At 45.0% G+C, this 19,901-nt stretch carries 13 protein-coding genes and 7 tRNA genes; 14 read left to right on the forward strand and 6 right to left on the reverse strand.

What is annotated here, in order from left to right; all coding sequences use genetic code 11:
* Positions 1-20 precede the first annotated feature (20 nt).
* The 5 genes from dnaX to AAA952_RS02220 all read left to right on the forward strand — a co-directional run bounded on the left by dnaX (position 21) and on the right by AAA952_RS02220 (position 5,975).
* Complete coding sequence (dnaX, locus tag AAA952_RS02200) at positions 21-3,257, forward strand: DNA polymerase III subunit gamma/tau (protein ID WP_338254024.1); 3,237 nt, start codon at positions 21-23, stop codon at positions 3,255-3,257.
* A gap of 223 nt (positions 3,258-3,480) precedes the next feature.
* The gene (locus tag AAA952_RS02205) at positions 3,481-3,810 is read left to right on the forward strand and encodes a YbaB/EbfC family nucleoid-associated protein (RefSeq protein WP_028759630.1); all 330 of its coding nucleotides are present in this window, start codon (positions 3,481-3,483) and stop codon (positions 3,808-3,810) included.
* 12 nt (positions 3,811-3,822) lie between these two features.
* On the forward strand, positions 3,823-4,422 hold the full coding sequence (recR, locus tag AAA952_RS02210) for a recombination mediator RecR (protein ID WP_028759631.1): 600 nt from the start codon (positions 3,823-3,825) through the stop codon (positions 4,420-4,422).
* A gap of 441 nt (positions 4,423-4,863) precedes the next feature.
* On the forward strand, positions 4,864-5,355 hold the full coding sequence (locus tag AAA952_RS02215) for a GNAT family N-acetyltransferase (RefSeq protein ID WP_338254028.1): 492 nt from the start codon (positions 4,864-4,866) through the stop codon (positions 5,353-5,355).
* A gap of 206 nt (positions 5,356-5,561) precedes the next feature.
* Positions 5,562-5,975, forward strand: a complete 414-nt coding sequence (locus tag AAA952_RS02220) for a hypothetical protein (RefSeq protein ID WP_338254030.1) — start codon at positions 5,562-5,564, stop codon at positions 5,973-5,975.
* A gap of 184 nt (positions 5,976-6,159) precedes the next feature.
* Here the strand turns inward: AAA952_RS02220 and AAA952_RS02225 are convergent.
* From AAA952_RS02225 to AAA952_RS02240, 4 genes are all read right to left on the reverse strand, one after another.
* Positions 6,160-6,236 (reverse strand) — tRNA-Met (locus AAA952_RS02225).
* Between the two features lie 47 nt (positions 6,237-6,283).
* A tRNA-Met gene (locus AAA952_RS02230) sits at positions 6,284-6,360 on the reverse strand.
* Between the two features lie 156 nt (positions 6,361-6,516).
* Positions 6,517-6,593, reverse strand: a tRNA-Met gene (locus AAA952_RS02235).
* Positions 6,594-6,634: 41 nt separating this feature from the next.
* A tRNA-Met gene (locus AAA952_RS02240) sits at positions 6,635-6,711 on the reverse strand.
* Between the two features lie 257 nt (positions 6,712-6,968).
* Here AAA952_RS02240 and rlmKL point away from each other — a divergent pair.
* From rlmKL to rmf, 5 genes are all read left to right on the forward strand, one after another.
* The gene (gene rlmKL / locus AAA952_RS02245) at positions 6,969-9,098 is read left to right on the forward strand and encodes a bifunctional 23S rRNA (guanine(2069)-N(7))-methyltransferase RlmK/23S rRNA (guanine(2445)-N(2))-methyltransferase RlmL (protein WP_338254032.1); all 2,130 of its coding nucleotides are present in this window, start codon (positions 6,969-6,971) and stop codon (positions 9,096-9,098) included.
* Positions 9,091-9,345: a glutaredoxin family protein gene (locus AAA952_RS02250; RefSeq protein WP_338254034.1), complete on the forward strand. Its 255-nt coding sequence runs from the start codon at positions 9,091-9,093 to the stop codon at positions 9,343-9,345. Before rlmKL ends, AAA952_RS02250 begins: the two co-directional genes overlap by 8 nt.
* Before the next feature lies 1 nt (position 9,346).
* Positions 9,347-11,272, forward strand: a complete 1,926-nt coding sequence (locus AAA952_RS02255) for an ABC transporter ATP-binding protein (protein ID WP_263176579.1) — start codon at positions 9,347-9,349, stop codon at positions 11,270-11,272.
* Positions 11,273-11,300: 28 nt separating this feature from the next.
* Positions 11,301-13,133, forward strand: a complete 1,833-nt coding sequence (locus AAA952_RS02260) for a DUF3466 family protein (protein ID WP_173497385.1) — start codon at positions 11,301-11,303, stop codon at positions 13,131-13,133.
* A 186-nt stretch (positions 13,134-13,319) separates the two neighbouring features.
* Entirely contained in the window at positions 13,320-13,496 is a 177-nt protein-coding gene (gene rmf, locus AAA952_RS02265) for a ribosome modulation factor (RefSeq protein WP_006082074.1), read from the forward strand.
* Positions 13,497-13,618: 122 nt separating this feature from the next.
* On the opposite strand, the gene fabA is transcribed toward rmf, so the two are convergent.
* Both fabA and AAA952_RS02275 read right to left on the reverse strand, forming a co-directional pair.
* On the reverse strand, positions 13,619-14,134 hold the full coding sequence (gene fabA, locus AAA952_RS02270; RefSeq protein ID WP_338254041.1) for a bifunctional 3-hydroxydecanoyl-ACP dehydratase/trans-2-decenoyl-ACP isomerase: 516 nt from the start codon (positions 14,132-14,134) through the stop codon (positions 13,619-13,621).
* Between the two features lie 74 nt (positions 14,135-14,208).
* Positions 14,209-15,942, reverse strand: a complete 1,734-nt coding sequence (locus AAA952_RS02275) for an AAA family ATPase (RefSeq protein WP_113940941.1) — start codon at positions 15,940-15,942, stop codon at positions 14,209-14,211.
* A gap of 221 nt (positions 15,943-16,163) precedes the next feature.
* Here AAA952_RS02275 and AAA952_RS02280 point away from each other — a divergent pair.
* The 4 genes from AAA952_RS02280 (at position 16,164) to AAA952_RS02295 (ending at position 19,534) form a co-directional block, all read left to right on the forward strand.
* Positions 16,164-16,254 (forward strand) — tRNA-Ser (locus AAA952_RS02280).
* A 580-nt stretch (positions 16,255-16,834) separates the two neighbouring features.
* Positions 16,835-18,832: a methyl-accepting chemotaxis protein gene (locus AAA952_RS02285; protein ID WP_338254043.1), complete on the forward strand. Its 1,998-nt coding sequence runs from the start codon at positions 16,835-16,837 to the stop codon at positions 18,830-18,832.
* 179 nt (positions 18,833-19,011) lie between these two features.
* Positions 19,012-19,102 (forward strand) — tRNA-Ser (locus AAA952_RS02290).
* Positions 19,103-19,443: 341 nt separating this feature from the next.
* Positions 19,444-19,534 (forward strand) — tRNA-Ser (locus AAA952_RS02295).
* The last annotated feature ends 367 nt before the right edge of the window (positions 19,535-19,901 follow it).

Below are 19,901 nucleotides of genomic sequence, written 5' to 3' on the forward strand. Positions count from 1 at the left end.
CACATACTCTGGGGAGTTCCATGTCATATCAGGTGTTAGCCAGAAAATGGCGCCCTGCCACATTTGATCAAATGGTTGGCCAAAGCCATGTTTTGCATGCCTTGACCAATGCGTTAAGCCAGCAGCGCTTACACCATGCTTACCTCTTTACGGGAACGCGCGGTGTTGGTAAAACCAGTTTAGCGCGACTCTTTGCCAAAGGCTTAAACTGTGAACAAGGTGTGACAGCGACTCCCTGCGGTGTTTGCGGCAGTTGTGTGGAAATCGCCCAAGGTCGTTTTGTCGATTTGATTGAAGTCGATGCCGCATCTCGCACTAAGGTCGATGATACCCGTGAGCTGTTAGACAATGTGCAGTATCGTCCAACCCGTGGCCGCTTTAAGGTTTATCTCATCGACGAAGTGCATATGCTGTCGCGCAGCAGTTTTAACGCACTGCTAAAAACCTTAGAAGAACCCCCCGAGCACGTTAAATTTCTTCTGGCGACCACCGATCCGCAGAAACTGCCAGTGACTGTGTTATCTCGTTGTTTGCAGTTCAATTTAAAAAGCCTGACCCAAGCTGAAATTGGCACTCAGCTCAATCATATTTTGACCCAAGAGCAGTTTCCCTTTGATGCAGAAGCTCTAAAACTGCTGGCTAAAGCTGCCAATGGCAGTATGCGTGATGCCTTGAGTTTGACAGATCAAGCCATCGCCTTTGGTGGCGGTAATGTGATGCTTGGCCAAGTGCAAACCATGCTTGGCAGCATTGATGAGCAGCATGTAGTTGCCTTGCTTAACGCCTTAACCGATGCCGATATTGGTGTGTTAATGCATACCTGTGCCCAAGTGCTCGCGTACGGCGCAGATGCCCAAGAAGTGCTACGCAGTTTACTTGAGTTGTTACATCAAATTACCTTGACCCAATTTGCCCCCGCTTGCGCACAGCAATCCTTGTATAGCGCACAAATTCGCGCCTTTGCCGAACAGCTTAAGCCGGAACAAGTGCAGCTTTATTATCAGATTTTATTAACGGGCCGCAAAGATTTACCACATGCACCAGACCCTAAATCGGGTCTTGAGATGGCGCTGTTACGGGCTGTCGCATTTGTGCCTGAAAAGCCGGTAAAGCGTTGGCAGCCTGATGCGGTCGCTGAGATCCGTTTACCCGAAGGGCAAACGCCAGTTGCGGCAACTGCTGCAGCGCAAACTCCTGATGTAAATGAACAACAGTTTGCTGAAACACATACTGCTGAACCACATACAGCTGAAAAAAAAACAGCATTAATTGAGCCTGCCGATACCGCAGAGCAGGCACTTGATGCTGAGCTCGAAGCGGATGCGGCATTAATTGCCGAACAGGCGGTGATTCTAAGTCAGGCGCAGAGTCAGGGATTTAACGCTGGCAGCTTAAATGTTGAGATAGTGAATGCTGAGGTCGAGCCACAAACTCAAACAGTATCAACCGCTCAAGCGCCTTCTCAAGTTACTGAAGCTGCTGCTGACATTGAGTCATCGGTTGCGAGTTTAGATGCTCAGAATAGTGAAGTTCCTGAATTCATTGGGGCAACTGCCGAGTCGAGTATTATTAATCCAGCAGCGGCTGAAATGGTTGTTGGTTCAAGCGCTGTGGCTGTTGGTAGTGACATTGCAGAGAAAGACAGTGCTGTTCAAAAGACTGTTGATGAAAACACTGCTGTTGACTCCCTCGCTAACCATACTCTTACTAATAGTACGCTAGAGCAAAAGGGGCTTGATGAACATAGTCCCTATGGAACTGAAGTCGAGCATTCTTATCCAGCGATGGGAGCTTATGCCCAAGAGTCAGCGCCGCTCGATTCCTATCAAGATGCTTATGTTGAATTCTCCTCCGGCTCTTACAATGACGATGATTTTCATCACAGCTTTGACTCTCATGCTGTGCCTGATGATGTTCAACACTTAGATAATGTTCAAAATTCTGCTGATATTCAAAGCGCTGTAGGTATGGAAGGCTCAGTTGATAGTCAGTCAGTATTAATTGCTCAAGTATCTCCTCAGACATCAATTCCAATTCCAACACTAGCCTCCGCATCTTTAGCCGATGATGATATTCTCTCGGCGGTGTTGGCGGCGCGGGATTCGCTGCTATCTGATCTTGACGCCTTAAGTGCTAAGGACGGTGATGAAAAAAAGTCGTCATTGGACTCAAAACTTAAGACGCCAAACACTAAATCACATTGTGTAACCTTACCTAAATCGGTTACTAAAATTGAAGCGAGTCAGCCAAGTGTGGCATTTTCTGTTGATCCAGCATCTGATTTAGACCCTGATTTAGCGATAGATTTTGATGATGACTTCGACTTAGATCTTGAGCCTATCGATCTGCACCAAGCAGTATCTTCAGTCGTCATCTCAACTGGAATTGTCTCTGATAAGCCTGTCAAACCGTCCGCTGCAGATGATCGTCCGCCTTGGGAGGCAGCGCCTGAAGCTGAATCTATCGAAGTGACGCAAGTCGATAGCAATAAGACTGACAGTGTTCAGCCGGTGAGCGCGCAAGCTGCTGATATAAAGAATGTTCAAGCCAGTCATGCTCAAGAGCTTTTAGGCGTGAGTTACGCACCTAATCATGCACAAGATGACACTCTATCCCTGAGTGACGGGCAGGTCGCAGCATCAAGTTTGAAGTCGGAAATACTTCAAAATCAGGCTGTACGTCAAGAAGAAATACCCGCCTCAGAGTTTGCTTTGGCTAGCACAACAGCACTGACAAATGCGTCAAATACAGTGGAACACACGCAGGAGACACAAGTCGCGCTCAGTTCGACTCAACCTATTAGCGGCCATCCATTAGATTTACATTGGTACAAGTTGATGGCGAGCTTAGAGATCGGCGGGCGAGTGCGGCAACTGGCGGTTAATTCTGTCTGTCAAACTTTGAGTGATCCTTTGCCGTTGCTGCTTAAACCAAACCAGAAGCATCTAGCGGCCGATGTTGCCATAGTGCAGCTTGAGCAAGCCTTAACTACCGCGCTCGGGAACCCAAGACGGGTGCAAGTGGTCATAGGAATCGATGAACAGCGGGAAACGCCCTTAGAGTTACGTAAGCGTTTCCACCAAGAGTTGCTGCAACAAGCGCATCAATCCTTGATTCATGATGACAATGTGCAATGGTTGATCCAACGTATGGGCGCCGAACTCGATGCCGATAGTCTAGTGTATCCGCCAGAGTTGTTGAATTTACGCAGTCAGCAAATACAAGCGTTACCAGAGTTAACTGAGGCCGCGAGTTAGCCATTATTGGCGAGTCTTTGGGTAAAATTTTCATCGTTAATTTGTAGCGTTGTGGTTTAAATTTAGGCTTCGAGTGCATATTTATAGTGATGCTGCTGAGAAACTCTGCATCGAGATCATAAGTTTATTAACAAGATAACGGCATTGATTGCCAATCCCATTTATTTAAGTAAGATTAGCCGCGTTAATGCTTGCGACTAACCCTAATAGAAGAGAAATGACTATGTTTGGAAAAGGCGGTATGGGCAATTTGATGAAACAGGCCCAGATGATGCAAGAAAAAATGGCCAAAATGCAGGAAGAAATCGCCCGTATGGAAATGGTGGGTGAATCTGGTGCTGGTTTGGTGAAAGTGACTATGACAGGCGCGCACACAGTGCGTAAAGTCGAAATCGACCCAAGCCTGATGGAAGACGACAAAGAAATGCTGGAAGATTTGATTGCTGCGGCCTGTAATGACGCTGCCCGTCGAATCGAAGAAAACCAAAAAACTAAAATGGCTGAAGTTACTGGTGGCATGCAATTACCACCAGGCATGAAAATGCCATTTTAATTGAGATAGCCGATGAAATTTAGTCCATTGTTAGATGAGTTAATTCAGTCCCTGCGTTGTTTACCTGGGGTTGGGCCTAAATCGGCGCAACGTATGGCGTTTCAGTTACTTGAACGCGACCGAAAAGCAGGGCTTAAGTTAGCCAGTGCGCTGTCCAGTGCGATGAGTGACGTCGGTCATTGTCAGTCTTGCCGAACCTACACTGAAGAAACCCTCTGTCCGATCTGTGCTAGCCATAAACGCGGTACCTCCTCCACCATTTGTGTGGTGGAAACGCCGGCTGATGTGTTAGCCATTGAAGCGGGTGGACATTTCACTGGCCGTTACTTTGTGCTTTTAGGCCATTTATCGCCCCTCGATGGTGTGGGGCCAGAAGAGTTAGGCTTAGCGTTACTCGAGCGCCATTTGGCATCGGGTGATGTCACCGAACTGATATTAGCGACAAATCCAACAGTAGAAGGTGAGGCTACAGCGCATTTTATTGCCGATATGGCCAGACGTCACAAAGTGATGATAAGCCGCATTGCCCATGGCGTACCCGTAGGTGGCGAGTTGGAATACGTGGATAGCACTACGTTAGCGCTGTCCTTTAATGGTCGTTTACCACTTTAATTAAACAGTTTATATTAGAACCATACTATTGATTGTATTGGATTAATTGAAGGCTGAAGTATTCAACTCGATTATCACCTTAGTGCCTGAATCTTATAAACCCGCCTAGATCTTATCTTGAGCGGGTTTTTATTTGCCCAGAGTTTCAACCTAGGTGTTGAGGCTGGGTTATGGAGACAGGGCGGTGGTTGATTCAATTCCTATATTGATTGATATCTATCTGTATAAAATCCATGTTTATCAATAGTTTTTTAAATTTCATACTTGTCTTATGTGAGCTTCATCCGTAAAGTCGGTTTGATAATAATCGGGTTGAGTTGCTTAATCACAGTGATCCACAGCATGCCTAAGTCAATTCGTTGGGCTTAGACCTGTGTGCTTAGTTCTGTGTACGTTGAATTGGACACGTCTTTTTTATTTGAAAACCAGGGAGGGGACTCATTGGGAAATATTACTATTAGGCATGCAGAGAAGAGTGACGCTGCAGCCATTCAAGCAGTATATGCCTGTCCAAATGCCTATGCGGGTACCTTGCAATTACCTTTGCCATCGACCGATAAATGGGAGGCGCGTCTTGCAGCAATATCGAATCATGTTCATCGCTATGTCGCAGAGATTGAAGGTGAAATTGTCGGTGAGTTGGGTTTTGAAGTGTATGAGCAACCTCGCCGTAGGCATGTTGCCTCATTTGGTATGGGTGTAAAAGACAGTTGGCAAGGCCGCGGTGTAGGCAGTGCCTTGATTAACGCGATGCTTGAGCTTACCGATAAATGGATGAATATAAAACGAATTGAATTAACGGTTTATACCGATAATCATGCCGCCATTGGTCTATATAAAAAGTTTGGCTTTGTAATGGAAGGTGAGTCGAAGGATTTTGCTTTTAGAAATGGTGAGTTTGTCAGTGTGTATCATATGGCGCGGTTAAAATAGCATGCTGATCTCGGCGCTATTTTAGCTGTTGCTTAAGGCATTTACTTTAAGAACGGACTCTAAGTGCTCATTCCAAGTCCTAACTTTAAGTACTTACTTCAAGTGCTCACTTCACAAACCGAGGTCTGGGATAGCATTAAGCGCTCATTTTCAGAGCTCGCTTTAGGTGCTAAGTGTGTGTCTATCTCAACTTTTAAGGATAAAAAATGGGACTCATTTTATTGCCATTGCTGATACTTTGGTTGGGTGTTGGTATTTATGCCATTCGTATCGGCTATCAAGTCTTAGCGGGGACGTCTCAATTAAGCTATGTACTCAGTGTTTGTGCTATCGCTATCGTGGCATTACTGCTTTATCTCTATTTCGGTTTCGCTCAATTTAAGGAAAATAAAGCGTTGTGGGCGTTCGAAATTCCGATGTTTTTTGCTGCGAATAAGCTCGCTTTTGGCGTCATGATCCTTGGTCTATTGCTGCACTGGTTCTGTCAAGGTGTTCTTACTTCCGCTTATTTGAAACCTCTACCTTTCATCATGATTTTCACCGTTTCCTTTGGTGCTATGGCAGGAGTCATATTGTCCGACACTTTTATGGCGAAATTTGACATCCAAAAAATGCATTGATGTCAGCTGAACAGTTTAAATCTTATTTTGGACGTTGTTGTTGAAGATGATTTGAACTGATGGCTTTCATCGGTTGTTTATAGGTCGATGGTCTTCTGGTTAGGATTTTACAGAGGGTTATTATGAATTTTAGATACAAAAAAACCAGCTTGTGCTGGTTATTTTTCTCTTTCATGAAGAGAAGTGGTTGCGGGAGCCGGATTTGAACCGACGACCTTCGGGTTATGAGCCCGACGAGCTACCATGCTGCTCCATCCCGCGTCCGATTGTTGCTGTTAATAACTGTTTTAATTCTGTCATTTGAGAATTGGTTGCGGGAGCCGGATTTGAACCGACGACCTTCGGGTTATGAGCCCGACGAGCTACCATGCTGCTCCATCCCGCGTCCGATTGTTGCTGTTAATAACTATTTTAATTCTGTCATCTAAGAATTGGTTGCGGGAGTCGGATTGCTAATGTTAAATCAGCGACGACCTTCGCCTGTTGTTTACAAGGAGTTGAGCCTGATAGGCTGTTTCTCGTTATAAACACATATAGAAATTGGTTGCGGGAGCCGGATTTGAACCGACGACCTTCGGGTTATGAGCCCGACGAGCTACCATGCTGCTCCATCCCGCGTCCGATATCTATCTGTATTACTTTATTATTTTGCTTTTAAATGGTTGCGGGAGCAGGATTTGAACCTACGACCTTCGGGTTATGAGCCCGACGAGCTACCATGCTGCTCCATCCCGCGTCCGTCTTCAAAGCGGGGCAGACTATAACGGCAGCGCCTTGGCATTGCAAGGACGAAGATCGAAAAAGGTGGTGAACGCTTAAATATAAAGCGGAGTGGGGGGCTTTCATACAATTTAAACATAAGTTAGGGATTTTTCGTTGATTATCTTAGGCCGAGGATGAGACTAAATGGGGGTTCGGCTAATAACTGTTTATCTTTTATGTATTCGAGCAGGTATAATGTCGCTTTGATTTTGACTGCGTACTGATTATCCCATGCTTAATTTTTTTGCCGCCGCCCCTAAGGGCTTTGAATATAGCTTAGCCCAAGAGCTGACAGAATTTGGTGCGACTGAAGTAAAAGAGAGTGTTGCTGGTGTGTATTTCACTGCCCCCTTAGCTTTAGCGTATCGTATTACTTTATGGACACGTTTAGCCAGCCGTATCGTGTTGGTTATCTATAAAGGTAGCTGCGAGTCGGCAGAGCAACTTTATAATGCCGCCTATTGTGTCGATTGGCCGGCGCACTTTTCCAATAAAAGCACTTTTAGTATCGATTTTCATGGTACGGGTGGTTTTATCAATAATACCCAGTTCGGCGCACTCAAGATTAAAGACGCGGTTGTGGATAGATTCCGGGACGATGACGTTGAGCGCCCCAATGTGTCACGCGTCGATGCTGACTTTAAAGTTGATGCCCATTTTCGTAATGGCGTAATCACGATTGCGATGAACTTCTCTGGTCCATCATTGCATCAACGTGGTTATCGTTCGACCACTGGTGAAGCGCCATTGAAGGAAAATTTAGCCGCCAACATGTTAGTACGCAGTGGCTGGCAAGCGGCGCCTTCGACCTTGCTCGATCCTTTCTGTGGTAGCGGTACTGTGTTGATTGAAGCTGCTTTAATGGCGGCCGATATTGCGCCTGGTCTGCAGCGTAGCCGTTTTGGGTTTGAACATTGGCGTCGTCATGATAAAGCTGTGTGGCAAGAAATCGTTGAAGAAGCAAAAGCGCGTGCCTCATTAGGCGTCAAACGTTGTGAGATTAAATTTTACGGCTCAGATATCGATTCGCGCTTAGTCGCGTTAGCCAAACGTAACGCCGAAAATGCCGGTGTACTCGAGTTAATTGAGTTTCAAGTTGCAGATGCGTTGACGATAACGCCGCCTGCAGAAAGTGGCTATTTGATCACTAACCCACCTTATGGTGAACGTTTAGGAAATGTGTCTGAGTTATTGCAGCTTTACTATCAGCTAGGCGACAAGTTTAAGAAAGAATTTGGCGGCTGGAAAGTGGCCATGCTGTGTAGTGATATTGAACTGGTATCATCACTTAAGCTTAAAGCCGACAAACAGATGAAGATGTTCAACGGCGCCCTAGAATGTGCCTTTAACATTTATACCTTACATGCGACCAGTACACGTCGTGATACGCCAGTGCTGCCAGACGGCGTCGACATTGCCGATATCGCCCCTGCATTTGCTAACCGCATTAAGAAAAATGCCAAGTTATTAGAGAAATGGGCGAAAAAAGAAGGCATCGACAGCTATCGTATTTATGATGCCGACATTCCTGAATATAACGTCGCAGTAGATAAATACTTAGATTACGTGATTATTCAAGAATATATGGCGCCAGCAACTATACCTGAAGCCGTAACCAAGCGTCGTTTAAGCGATGTATTGTTAGCACTGCCGTCGGCCATTGGTATCAATCCGAACAAGATGATCATGAAGACCCGCGAGCGTCAAAAGGGCACGAGTCAGTATCAAAAGCTGGATGAGCGTAAGTTAGAGCTTATCACTACCGAATATGGCGCTAAGTTCAAACTGAACTTAACCGGTTATTTGGATACAGGTTTATTCCTCGATCACAGATTGACACGCCGTTTAGTCGGTCAAAAATCTAAGGGACGCCGTGTACTTAACCTGTTCTCTTACACAGGTTCTGCTTCTGTGCATGCGGCGCTCGGTGGCGCTAAATCGGTGACGACGGTTGATATGTCAAATACCTATATTGCTTGGGCGAAGGACAACTTTGCACTCAATGGACTGCAAGGTAAGCAGTATGAGTTTGTTCAATCTGACTGCATGCAGTGGATCCGGGATTGCCGTGAACAGTACGATCTGATTTTTATCGATCCGCCGACCTTCTCAAATTCTAAGCGTATGGAAGATTCATTCGATGTGCAGAGAGACCATGTGAACTTACTGGCATCCTTAGTGAAACTGCTCAGCCCAACAGGCGAGCTAGTGTTCTCTAACAATAAACGTAAGTTTAAGATGGACATAGAGGCACTGACAAAGATGAGCATTAATGTGAAGAACATTGATGACATAACTTTGCCTATGGACTACAAACGTAATCCACATATTCATAATACTTGGCTTATCGCCCATGCCTGAGTTGACTCAAGCAGAATTAGATAATAGGCATTATCTGCTATATCACACAGAGGGATGTCATCTGTGTGAACTGGCCGCGGCCTTATTGGCAGCGGCTGACATTGGCTATCGGGCCATAGATATTTGTGACGATGAATACCTCGCGCAGCGTTATGGCATATCGATCCCTGTGCTTAAAGCTTGGGATGATAGAGAATTACATTGGCCATTTAACGCAACGCAATTACAAGAGTTTACAGGAGCTTAGTTTGAGTCTGGTTCGTATCAATAGTGGCTCTTTAGCCTATGGTTACACTCCGTTGTTACAAAAAGCGGATTTTACTATTCAACGCGGTGAGCGCGTGTGTATTGTTGGCCGTAATGGTGCTGGCAAGTCGAGTTTATTAAAAGTGTTATCTGGTGATGTACTGCTGGATGAAGGCGAATTCAACATCGCTGGTAATGTGACCGTTAGCCGTCTACAACAAGATCCGCCAAAGGCTGAGCAAGGCACGGTATACGCTTATATTGCTGCGGGATTAAAGGAAGTGGGCGAGGCGCTTGAGCGTTATCATCAACTGTCCCACGATGTGGCCCATGCCGATCCAGAGCAAATGGATCGTATGCTGAATGAGATGCAAGGTCTGCAAGAAACCTTAGACCACTATAATGGATGGCAGTTAGATTCTCGCATCCAACAAAACTGCGAGTTGTTAGGTCTCGATCCTGACAAATCCTTGAGCGAGTTATCGGGTGGTTGGCAGCGTAAAGTGGCGTTAGCCAGAGCACTGGTGAGCGAGCCAGATCTGTTGTTACTTGATGAACCGACCAACCATTTAGACATAGACACTATCGAGTGGCTTGAAAAGTTTTTACTCGATTATCAAGGCGCTATCGTCTTTATCAGCCACGATAGGGGCTTTATTGCCCGTATGGCGACGCGGATTGTCGATTTAGACCGTGGTGTGGTGACCTCATGGCCGGGCAACTATCAAATGTATCTTGATGGTAAGCAAGAATGGTTGCGCGTCGAAGCCGAGAAAAATGCCTTGTTTGACAAGCGTCTCGCCGATGAAGAAGTGTGGATCCGTCAAGGCGTTAAAGCCAGACGTACCCGTAACGAAGGTCGAGTTCGCGCACTGAAGGCGCTACGTGAAGAGCGAAGTGAACGTCTGAATCGTCAAGGCAATGCTAAAATGGCAGTATCGGATACTGAACGTTCTGGTAAGTTAGTCTTTGATGTGACCGATCTTAACTTCAATCTGCCCGATAAAAATCTGGTTAAAAACTTTAATACGACGGTTATCCGCGGTGACCGTATTGCGCTGATTGGGCCAAACGGTTGTGGTAAATCAACCTTGATCAAGCTGTTAATCGAGAAGCTGCAACCGCAATCGGGCGAAATTAAAGTCGGTACTAAGCTCGAAATCGCTTATTTCGACCAATATCGTGAAGCGTTAGATCCTGAGCAAACCGTTGAAGATAACGTTGGTGAAGGTAAAAAGACCATCACGATCAATGGTCAAGACCGCCACATTTTAAGTTATTTGCAGGACTTCTTGTTCTCGCCTATGCGTGCCAGAACGCCAGTGAAAGCGCTGTCGGGTGGTGAGAAGAACCGTTTGTTATTGGCTAAGTTATTAATTCGCCCTGCAAACTTAATCATTCTCGATGAGCCAACTAACGATCTTGATATTGAGACCTTAGAATTGCTAGAGTCGTTGCTCACTGAATACCAAGGTACGTTGTTGCTAGTGAGCCATGATAGGGCATTTATCGACAATACTGTGACCAGTAGCTGGTGGTATGCGGGTAATGGCCATTGGAGCGAGTATGTAGGTGGTTATCAAGATGCCGTGAACCAAGGGGCAAAGTTTTATTCTGAGGAACCTAGTTCACAAAAGGTGGTCGAAGCTCCTGCGGTTGAAACTAAACCCGTTGAAGTTAAAACTGCAGAACCTGTGAAAGCGGTAAAAAAACTGTCGTATAAGCTACAGCGTGAGTTAGAGTCGCTACCTAATGTGATGGAGCAATTGGAGGCAGAAATTCTCGCATTGCAGACCACTATTGGACATTCAGACTTTTATAGTCAGGCGCAGGATAAAGTCAATCAGGTATTGAGTCAGTTGGCTGATAAAGAAAAGCAATTGGAAGTTTGCTTCGAGCGTTGGGAAGAGCTTGAGTCACTGAAGTAAACCAATAATAAAAATGGGAATAGAATTAATGAAGTCAAAGTTGGATAAAGCCCTTTCCTTGGTTGCCTTAGGTGTCCTTGGTGTATTAAACAGTGCCCATGCTGCACCTGTCTATGAAATCGTTAATATCGATAATTATGACCTGCAGGGCACGCTTGAAGGCACTCGTAACGGTTATGCTTTAGGTGTAAATGCTAGTGGTGAATTAGTCGGTATTTCAAAGGGTAAGAAAAAACTCAGCAGTTCAGATGTCGAAGGCGGCGTGATTGATGTTGCCGACGGTATCGCACCAGAAGAAACCATTACTTATTCTATTACCGCTGCCATTGTTGCAAATAACTTTGCTTTTATTGCTGCAGAAAATGGTGCTGCTGGGGCTTGGTTACCGACATTCGACAGCATTAATGGTACTACACCGCCAAATGATACTGCTGTGATTAACTCTGTTGATACCTTTTATTACGGTATTAATGATGCCGGTATTAAAGTGGGCAGCATGACTGCGCCTGAAAAGAAAACAGAGAACACTGCAACTACTGATGTTACCGATGATTATTGGTATTACCGCGACTATGAGTTCCGCGGTGTTGTAAAAGTGGGGAGCACTGAAATTCCATTAGTTCCTCCCTACACGCAATTTGTTAATGCTGATAAGACTAAAACCGCAGAGTTAGGTGGATGGTCTGCTGCTACAGCTATTAATAATAATAACTTAGTGGCTGGTTATGCCAGTACTGCTATCAGTAAATATGGTAGTGATCGTGTTAATTATTGTTTAGGCTCGGATAATACTTTGCCGTTGGATGTTTGTGTACAACGTGAGCAATATCCGAACTCTACGGGTACGCGTAACATTCAGTACCAGACGCGTGCCTATGTATGGCAAATCGACAATAATATCGCTACGGGAATTGAGTTGCCTTTAGGGTTAACGCCTAAAGCTGATAACACCTTAACCTTTACTGCTCAGGCGCTCGGCGTGAATGATAACGGCGTGGTTGTTGGTCGTTCGCACGTTTATCGTAACAACAATACAGATAAGTTGCACCAAGATGCGGCTTATTGGGCTAAGGATGCCGAAGGTAATTATAAATACCACTGGATCCCAATGGGCGAATCGATTTCAAGTTCCATTGCCTATGACATCAATGATAGTGGTATTCTTGTCGGTAGTTATCGTAGCTATATTCAAGGTTATTTGCGCGACAAGTTTTTCTATTTTGATACTAATACACCCGATGTTGGCTATGTAACCCCTAATGATTTTGCCTCAACGGCAACGGATCTTTCGAGTAAACCCAAGGATATTAACAATAAAGGTCAAGTAGTTGGTTACGTTGAAACGACTTACGATAAAGAGAAGCCACGCCCCAAAGCGGGTTTCCTGTATGAGAAGTCGACGGGTGAGTTTAGCAATATCAATAAATTGCTGACCTGCGAGTCTAAAGGTTATGAAAAATCAAACGACGGTAGCTGGGCACGTCATCAGGTCGAAGTTCAGGATGGCTCAGGTAAAATTCTTCAATATAACGCTGATATTTTAGTGGTTGAAGGTACGAGTATCAATGAAGATGGCACTATCGTAGGTACGGCTTTTATTCGTAAACCTTCTTATCAATTTGATAAAGATGGCAACATAGTTATTGGTGAAAATGGCTTACCGCTATTTGAGCTGAGTGGTAGTGGCGAGCCTGTAACGGCTTATGTTCCACGTATGGTTGTACTTAAACCGGCTACCAGTGGTGAAGCTTGTACTGTTGAAGATAGCACCGATACTGGTAATTTTGAGCGTTCTGGTGCGGCAACGTTAGCTTGGTTATTTGCCTTGCCATTGGTGTGGTTCCGTCGTCGAATTCGTTAAGTTTTAAGCTTCAATTCAGACTAAAAAAATCGAGGCGAAATGCCTCGTTTTTTTTCGCTAGGATCTCAATAGTTTAATAAATAGTCAGTATAATAGCCGATTTTTTGATTGATCTTGGCGTCAAAAAGCACTATTTCTATGGGTGAAGCTTTTGCTTCTATTTTATGTAGAACAGAGGACGCTTGCATGAAAAGACAAAAACGAGATCGTTTAGACAGAGCTTTTTCAAAAGGATTCCAAGCTGGGGTTGGTGGACGCTCTAAGGAGCTCTGTCCATATGCAAATCTTGATTCGCGATCGCAGTGGTTAGGCGGTTGGCGTGAAGGTGTGGATGGCCGAGTTAATGGGCTATTTAATAAATAATTGAGTTTTACTCATTAATTAAATAGCCCAGAACAAGCAAAGTAATGCAGCATATTGCCCTCAGATGAGGGCATTTTTATATCTGTAGTACTGATATCTTCAGTGTATTGGAGTAAGACTGATCAGAATGTAGACGTATCGCTAAAGACACCGACTTTAAGATCGGTTGCACTGTAGATTTGACGGCCATCAACTTCAAGGATTGCATCGGCAATACCCATCACCAGTTTACGGTGAATAGTACGCTTGATATTGAGTTTATAAGTGACTTTCTTAGCGCCTGGTAATACTTGACCCGTAAACTTCACTTCACCTACACCCAGAGCACGTCCTTTGCCTTCTGCGCCTTCCCAGCCTAAATAGAAGCCAACGAGTTGCCACATGGCATCAAGCCCTAAACAACCAGGCATTACCGGGTCGGTAATAAAGTGGCAGTCAAAAAACCATAAGCCTGGATTAATATCGAGTTCAGCGACAATTTCACCTTTGCCAAACTCACCGCCATGATCATTGATAGTAACGATTCTATCTATCATCAGCATGTTATCGACAGGCAGACGAGGTGAGTTTGGACCAAATAATTTCCCATGGCCACAGGCGATGAGTTCTTCTTTATTGAAACTGTTTGCTTTGTTCATTGTTTTACTACTCCAGCAATAAGAGCCGCCAAGATTAGCGAACACGTGTAAGCTAAACAACTCCGATCAGCTAATTAGCGGCGAAAAAATCCCAATTTTGCGAGTAATCTCGTGATTATGCCGATTTCCTCCTCGCCATTTCCTGCGAGCTTGTCTAATCGTTCCTGTACAAGGCCGTATAATGAATCATGTGGAAAATCATTATCTTCATCGGCTACACCCGCAGGCATTTGCATTAATAGCTCAACAGCTTGGTCCATATGCTCGATTGCATAGAGGTGAAATAAGCCTTTGCCTACAGCTGTAATCACTTTGGGATTGAGGTTAAGCTGTAACACGTTCGACTTGGGCATAATAACGCCTTGTTCTCCCGTGAGACCACGACGTTCACACAGATTAAAAAAGCCTTCAATTTTCTCGTTGATGCCACCAATGGCTTGCACATTACCAAATTGATCCAATGCACCAGTTATTGCCAGTGACTGAATAATGGGTTGTTCGGCAATCGCTGACATCAAACAGCAGTATTCGGCGAGTGATGCGCTATCACCATCAATTTCTTGATAGGATTGCTCGAAAACGATATTGGCATTTAGGTGTAATGGTGCATCTCGCCCAAAGATACGGTACAAGCAGGCAGAAAGGATCATCATTCCTTTGGCATGTATATTGCCACCAAGTTCAGATTTTCTTTCGATATCGGCGACTTCACCATCACCGTAGTGAACTGATGCCGTGATCCGCGCTGGCTCACCATAACTGTAATCGATGGCATCAATGACAGTTAAGCCATTGATCTGACCTACCATAGCACCTGAAGTTGGCAGATTTATGAAGTTGTCATCGAAGCTTTGACCTGAATATTCTTCCGAGCTGTTATGACGATAGTTGGCTTGGGCTAACGCGAGCTCAATACTGCTCGCATTGATACTCGGTTTACCACAATAGGCTTTAGCTTGTACCATCAGTTGGGCAAACTCGAGCATAGACAAACTGAGGCGGCGCTGATGTTCGGTTAACCGTGCACTATAACGAAAAAGTGGCGCTAGGCTTGATTGTTCTAGAGTGACCTCGACACTTTGTGCAACCGCTTGCAACCATGCGACGTATTGTGACTCTGTATAACGGACCAAGTCGATTTCGCTAGCGAGTTCTGCTAGTAGGGTGAAGTGACGTTGAAATTGCCAATCCTCAGTTCTGACTTGGCTATAAATCATTCCTGCACCGATAAGGACAATTTTACAATTGAGCGGGATAGGACTTAAGTTATTGCTAATCTGATACGCTTTATGGGTGAGGATTTGCATCACTAATTCCCATAAACCTTCACGTTTCCACAGTGACTCGGCGCAAATAAATACATAATGACATTCGGCCAGAGCACCAGCTTGATATTGACTTGTTGTTCCTGTTTGTGCCATACGGCCAATGAGGTCTACACGGCGAATATTGCCACTGAGGTAGCGATAGCGAGTCGTTTTTTCGGCAATACTGACCTGATTTTCCTGTGGTTTCTCTGATTGCCACTGAAATGTTGCCGCTTTGTCAGTCGGGCGTGTTGCCACTAAATAAGCTGGAGATAACGGCGCTAGGCTATCAATACAGGCTTGGATCATTAATTGGCGGTCAATGCTCGGGAAATCAGCTAGATACAAGTGCTGATCGACAATAGCTTGGTGGAGTTTAAACGCATCCACAGCACGCTCTTGTCCTAAGAGTAATGCGCTTAGATTGTCAGCCGTTTCGGGAAGGGTTGGCAGGCTAAATTCAGGTGCGAGTGAAGACGTGGGTATCAAGAGTGAATTCATATAAGCATTTACCGTGAAAAGTTGCAGTGATTTTACCATACCAAGACGACAAGTCTCTCACTGTATAGGTGTTTTTACGTCTGTTTACTCGATTATTCGTTGAAACTGGCCATGTATTTGTTGTAAAAAACATCGGGGTGAACATAAGTTGAGCATTTGACTCGATATTTAAAAATTGAGGTTTACAAGTTAGCGGTATACTTATATTATTTTCGGCGTTCGGAGGGGTGGCAGAGTGGTTTAATGCACCGGTCTTGAAAACCGGCGTGGGTTTATAGCCCACCCAGGGTTCAAATCCCTGCTCCTCCGCCATTTTTAGTCAAAAAGCCGCTAAGCAATTAGCGGCTTTTTGCATTTATACAGTTTGAACCCTTGGGTTCCTGATTTGAAGCGCAGCTCCTGCGCCATATTCACGAGAAAGGCCATCAGTAATGATGGCCTTTTTTGTTTGTGCAATTTGAACCAAGGTTCCTCATTCTAAGTTCAGCTCCTCCGACATATTTAGTCAAAAAGCCGCTAAGCAATTAGCGGCTTTTTGCATTTATACAGTTTGAACCTTTGGGTTCCTAATTTGAAGCGCAGCTCCTCTGCCATATTCACGAGAAAGGCCATCAGTAATGATGGCTTTTTTGTTTGTGCAATTTGAACCCTTGGGTTCCTGATTTGAAGCGGAGCTCCTCCGCCATATTCACGAGAAAGGCCATCAGTAATGATGGCCTTTTTTATCCGCGCTTCTCATTTATGGTCTACACTAAGTTTGTGGCCAAGTTAATGGTTTTTATGGCCTTTAAAATTTGCACTAGGATGGTGCGACGTATGATTCTCGACAGTCTTGGACCATACGGCCGAACAATTCTCCCATCTGGGTGACTTATTTTAAGTAGAGAAAGCTATGTTATTACCTACACGTATTTCGCAGCGGCTCACAATGGGCAGTGTAGTGCTGCTTCTACTGACCGGGCTCGCGGTTTTTGGTGTGATGTCACTTCGAGGGCAGCCTCGAGTGGTGGCGGCGAGTCAAGAGTTAATTGAGCAAACGGGTAGCAGTATCGTAAGGCAACTCGCCCTTAAGTTGGCAAGCATTGAGGGGATTACTTTAAGCCTTGCACACCTCGCCGAAGTGTTGCCCCACGAGCAAGCTCTTTATCTTAATTCTTTACCTAATCTAATTGATAACAATGGCGATCTCACTATCGCTGGCGGTGGGATCTGGCCTGAGCCAGATAAATTCGTCGCTGGGGGTATCCGCCACAGTTTCTTCTGGGCCCGTGGTAGCGATAATCTACTGGCTTATTCGGATGACTATAATGCGCCATCTGGCCCTGGGTATCATAATGATCCTTGGTATACGGGCGCGCGGACTAGCTCAGTATCTCAATGTTTATGGTCAGAGGCTTATCAAGATCCAGTCACAAAGGTGGCTATGGTGACATGTAGTGTGCCATATCGTCTCACGGGGACATTTGCAGGGGTCGCAACGATAGATTTAAAACTTGATGATTTAGCCAAATTTTTAACAGAACATGGCAATGTAACTGACGGTTATGCTTTCGCTTTAGACCAAGCGGGTAATATCTTACATTTTCCTGAAACGAATAAGTCCGACACTATGTTGCGTTTTACGGATCTCGTCGGGCAGTTACCTTGGCTTGCCCCCGTTGAAACTGCACTTAAGCAAACCTCAATCAACAAAGTGGTGTCTGTAAGCTTAAATAAGGATGGAAGACTTAATCAGGCGAGTGAGGTGAGCCTTTTTGTAATGCCTGATACTGGATGGGTGATTGGCCTTGTGACGCCTAAAACGCGAGTCACAGGGCTTGCCCGTGAGCTAACATTTGATATTTTATTGTTTTTATTACCATTACTCGCCATTTTACTTTCTCTGGCTTGGTTATCGGGTAAAAAACTGTTGGCGCAACTTGAGGAAACCACAGATCAAATTGCTTCCCTTGGGAGCGGTAGTTTGGGGGCGAATGTTGAGCTGCAAATTCAGCAAGATGATGAGATTGGCGCTTTGCGCCGAGCCGTAAACACCTATGCAGGGACGTTAAGGGCAATGTTAGATCTGATCACTCAAGAAGCGAAGAAAATTCAATTTGAGGCAACGCAATTAAGCGGACTTAGCCGTAAGTTAGCTCAGCGCGCAGAGCAACAGCGGCTGGAGAGTGCACAATTAGCCGCTGCGATAACGCAAATGTCTTCAAGCGCTATGGAAGTTGCGAATAATACCAATGATTGTGCTGCAACTGCGCAATCGTCTTTGATTGTAGTGCGAGAAGGGCAAACTCGTGTTGCAGCCAGCAATACTTCCATCGAGGCATTATCAGGAGAAATAGCCAACGCAACTAAGGTGATATCCCAATTGGCCCAAGACAGCCAAAAGGTGGGCGCTGTATTAGATGTGATTAAGGCTATTTCTGAGCAGACTAATTTGCTCGCTCTCAATGCGGCAATTGAGGCGGCTAGAGCGGGCGATCAGGGTCGTGGTTTTGCAGTCGTTGCTGATGAAGTTCGAACCCTTGCGGGGCGAACTCAAGATTCGGCCAATGAAATTAGTACCATGATTAACGCTTTGCAATCGGCTTCGCGGCTCGCTGTGCAAGCAATGCAAGCTGGGGAGTCCCGCACTGTCCATGCGGTTGCGGAGGCTGAGGGCGCTGCCGATTCTCTATCGAGTACCGTACAAAGTTTCGATGATATTTCACAGCGTGCCCAACAAATCGCGTTAGCTGCTCAGCAGCAAAGCCAAGTCACTCAAGAGATTAATGAGTTGGCAGTGCGAATAAATAGCATTAGTGAAGATAACTCCCTCGATGCAACGGCGCTTGATGTGTTAAGCCTTGAGATGCAGAAACTATCTGACCGTTTAATCAATATCAATCGAGCTTAGTCTTAATTATAGTGTGAAGTGTGCCACCTTAAAATGGCACTTCACCTGACAAGGGGGTCAAAGATAAGTTGAATAACGCGATATTTTTAAGCGGATTGGATGTAGATTGACCATGTAGATTGTTTCTTTAAATTAAGGGTTTACAGCAGGGTAGTTGATAGCTATTATCTCGCTCGTTCGGAGGGGTGGCAGAGTGGTTTAATGCACCGGTCTTGAAAACCGGCGTGGGTTTATAGCCCACCCAGGGTTCAAATCCCTGCTCCTCCGCCATATTTATGGAAAAGGCCATCAGCAATGATGGCCTTTTTTGTTTGTGCAATTTGAACTAAGGTTCCTCATTCTAAGTTCAGCTCCTGCGGCATTTTGCATTCATACCGTTTGAACCCTTGGGTTCCTGATTTGAAGCGCAGCTCCTCTGCCATATTCACGGGAAAGGCCATCAGTAATGATGGCCTTTCTTGTTTGTGCAATTTTCATTTCAGTTTTCTCATCCTAAGCCCTTTGTTGTTCACGGCTTTCGATTTAAGTGAATATGAAATAGTCAATCAACGCTATTAACCATAAATTTAAGTTTACAGTGGCGACAGAGATAGCTATTATCTCGCTCGTTCGGAGGGGTGGCAGAGTGGTTTAATGCACCGGTCTTGAAAACCGGCGTGGGTTTATAGCCCACCCAGGGTTCAAATCCCTGCTCCTCCGCCATATTTTACAAAAAAGGCCATGTTTATTCATGGCCTTTTTTGTGTGTGAAATTTGAACTAGGGTTCTCCATTCTAAGCGCAGTTCTTGCGCCTTTTTGCATTTAAGCTATTTAAAAACCTTAGGTTCCTGATTCTAAGCGTATCTCTTCTGCTATTTTCACGTGAAAGGCTAACAGTAATGATGGCCTTTTGTTTTTCTTGAACTGAAAAATTGCCTATATTTTCTGGATACTTTGATATCGATTTAACAGGGATTTTAGGCTGGTCATTCTGGGGTTATTGCTTCGTTTTTAAACGCTTTTTATTGGTATTCTATTCTGGAATCCTTCCTTTAAATATCATCTAGTTAACAATGTTGAATTTATGCT

The sequence above is a fragment of the Shewanella sp. M-Br genome (genome assembly GCF_036245925.1).
Lineage (GTDB): Bacteria > Pseudomonadota > Gammaproteobacteria > Enterobacterales > Shewanellaceae > Shewanella > Shewanella oncorhynchi.